We start from the raw sequence: 2,752 nt of genomic DNA on the forward strand, positions 1-2,752 counted from the left end.
AACATTCGGGTTCCGGGGGTCGGCGACCCGAGGCGGTTGCGCGCGAGGAGGCACGGGGTTTCCCGCGCGTGCAGGCTGCTGCGAGTCGGGGCCGTTTCCGGGTCCCGTCTGATCCGACATATATCATCCTTCTTCGTGTGGAGTTCACCGCTCTGCCAAGTTTACGGTCCCAGGCTGACGTCGGGCCCATAATGCTGTTGCCGTACGGCAACAGTTCCTGACAAATGACGGTCCACTCAAGCTCACTGCCATGTGGACGAAGCTCCATTCTCGGGTCCACCTCGGCGAGGGACGGCAGCGAAGAAATCGGCCGGTGCACGTACTCTCTCACCGGTGACCGTCTTGACCTGGAGCGATGCTTGCGGATGGGTGGGATCTCCTGTCCACACCCGCATCGGCATCGAGGCCGACTCATGTTCGTTTTCCTGTGGAAGCCACCGGGTGAATTCACAGGCAGATTTTCTGCCCTGGTCAGGATCGACACGTCCAGCGTCGAATCGGGGTATGACTACTCGCAGACGCTTCACACTCCGCTCCGCTCTCCTCCTGCTGGTCCTGGCTCTGGCCTCTCTCATCGGGCTCGGGCCGGCCATGGCCCAGGGACCGCCCGCATCGCTCGGCGAAGTGCCGATGCTCAAGGCCAGTGAGGCCTATGGTCCGGGCATCTGGCATCATGCTCCGCAGGGCAAGACCTGGTACGGCGCCTACACAACGTTCACGGACACGCATGCCTACTGCATTGATGCCGGCAAACAGTCGCCGCTGCCCAAATACTTCAAAGGTTCGCAAGCAGAGAAGATCACCACCGCGCAGACCGCATGGGCGCTGCACGAGTATTCCGAGTCCGAGTCGGCCGATGTGCAGGCGGCATTGAGCGCGCTGGCACGTCTGGACGAGACGATCCCGCATGATCACAAGATTCCGCCGCAGGAGCCAGGCGATCTGGATAAGAAGTTCACGGGTGCTGCGAAGCAGTTCTCCACGATCAAGGCCGAGGCGAAGAAGTTCGCGGGCCCCTACACGCTCGATGTCTCCCTGACCCCGGTTCTGGATATGCCGGTCCTCGAACCATATGGCAAGCAGGGCCCGAACGACGGTGATTTCACACGAGTCGACAACGGCAACGACGATGACAAGAAGGTTCGGCTCCCCACGACGAACACGGTCACACTCTCGGTGTCCCTGACCAGTGCCTCGGGCACCGCTGTCCCGGGCATCCCCATCACTCTCGACACCAACGGGGCCGCGGACGCTCCGGACTCCCTGACCAGCGAGGCGAAACCCGTCGTCATCACCCTCACGCTCGACACGCCGGGCACGGTCACGGCCAAGGCATCGGCGAGCCTCGCACCGGAGTCGGTCCTGCTCTACGAACCGCAGAAGACCAACCGGGTGCAGCGCGTCATCACCCCGGACGAACCCGTCACGGTCTCCGCTCAGGCGAAGGTCGACATGACCTCACAGCCTCGCGTGTCCACCGAGATCTCCGATCAGAACCCGCAACCCGGCGATGCGATCACCGATCAGTTCACCGTCGCCGGTCTGGTCGGCGACCACACCGTCACCGTCGAGCATGAACTGTGGCAGACCCAATCGGTGCCCGAGCCCGGGAAGAAGAACGATGACGCCGAAGTGATTGCACAGGTGACGTCGAAGGACGTCGGCAACGGCACGCACCGATCCGACGCGATCACAGTCCCCCAGGACTTCCACGGGTGGATGTATTTCACCGAGACCATCGCCGGTGACAAATCCACGAAAGAGTGGAAGAGCATCCACGGTCAGCCGCGGGAAACAGGCTTTGTTCCCTGGGCCCCGAGCGCCGAAACCGAAGCGGTTCTTGAGATCAGCAAGGTCCACGACGAAGTCACGGTGAGCGGGCTGCGCCCCGGCGGCGAAGCAGTGATCACGATGACCGCCTACCACTCCGAGACCACGCCGAAGCAGTCGAAGGAGGCTGCTGGGAAAGAGCTCCAGTCCCAGGACATCACCGTGGTCGGAGACCAAGACGGCACGGCGACGGTGAGTTCTGAAGCCATCGACATGCCCGTCGGATGGGTGACCTATGTGACCACGATTCAAGGCAACGACGTGCACCAGGAGTGGACGAGCGACTGGGGCATCCCGGACGAAACAGTGCACCGGCCGCCGGAAGAGACCCCGACAGAACCACCTGAAGAGCCCTCCACGCCACCGGCCCCGCCGACGCCACCAGCCCCGCCGGAGGCACCGGCCCCGCCGGAGGTACCGGAATCACCCGAAGCGCCGCCTGCCGAGCCCGGAACAGAACCGGTTGCAGACAAACCTGCAGCACCCGCCCCACCGGCTCAGCTGCCGCGGACGGGCACCACGGGCAACGGAATGCTCATCGGCGCCGGAATCTTCCTCATCGGGCTCGGAGCAACGGCCCTTCTCATCACCGGCAGCCGGCGAAACAGGGAATAGGAGGAGCAGGATCAGCGGTGGTCCGTGTCGATGAGATCGACGAGGACGCTTCCGGCCCGGAACAGGGCCAGCGTCCGCCGGGCCACCGCTTTCCGCCGTTCATCGAGTGCCGTCAGCGACCGGCTCGCATCGCCGAGTTCACGCAGAGCCCCAATTGCTTCCCGGACCTCGGGGATTCGGTATCCTCCCGTCCGCAGCGCCGAGGTGATCCTTGCGTCCCGAATGGCCGTGTCCCTGTACATGCGAGCAGTTCCGGCTCGGGCTTCCACTCGGTCCGGGGACACCAGCCCGGCAGATTCCCAGAACC

General features: G+C 64.0%; 2 protein-coding genes. One reads left to right on the forward strand and one right to left on the reverse strand.

The annotated features are described in order from the left end of the window. The first annotated feature begins 504 nt into the window (after positions 1-504). On the forward strand, positions 505-2,445 hold the full coding sequence (locus L0G76_RS15470; protein ID WP_304358029.1) for an LPXTG cell wall anchor domain-containing protein: 1,941 nt from the start codon (positions 505-507) through the stop codon (positions 2,443-2,445). An 11-nt stretch (positions 2,446-2,456) separates the two neighbouring features. Here L0G76_RS15470 and L0G76_RS15475 read toward each other — a convergent pair. Then, the coding region (locus L0G76_RS15475; protein ID WP_304358030.1) for a MerR family transcriptional regulator at positions 2,457-2,752 on the reverse strand (296 nt) is incomplete at its 5' end.

This window comes from Brevibacterium picturae (assembly GCF_030453725.1).
Lineage (GTDB): Bacteria > Actinomycetota > Actinomycetes > Actinomycetales > Brevibacteriaceae > Brevibacterium > Brevibacterium sandarakinum_A.

Excerpts from the sequence above, each read along its gene's own strand:
- L0G76_RS15470 (WP_304358029.1), top strand. The coding sequence starts at position 505 with ATGACTACTCGCAGACGCTTCACACTCCGCTCCGCTCTCCTCCTGCTG.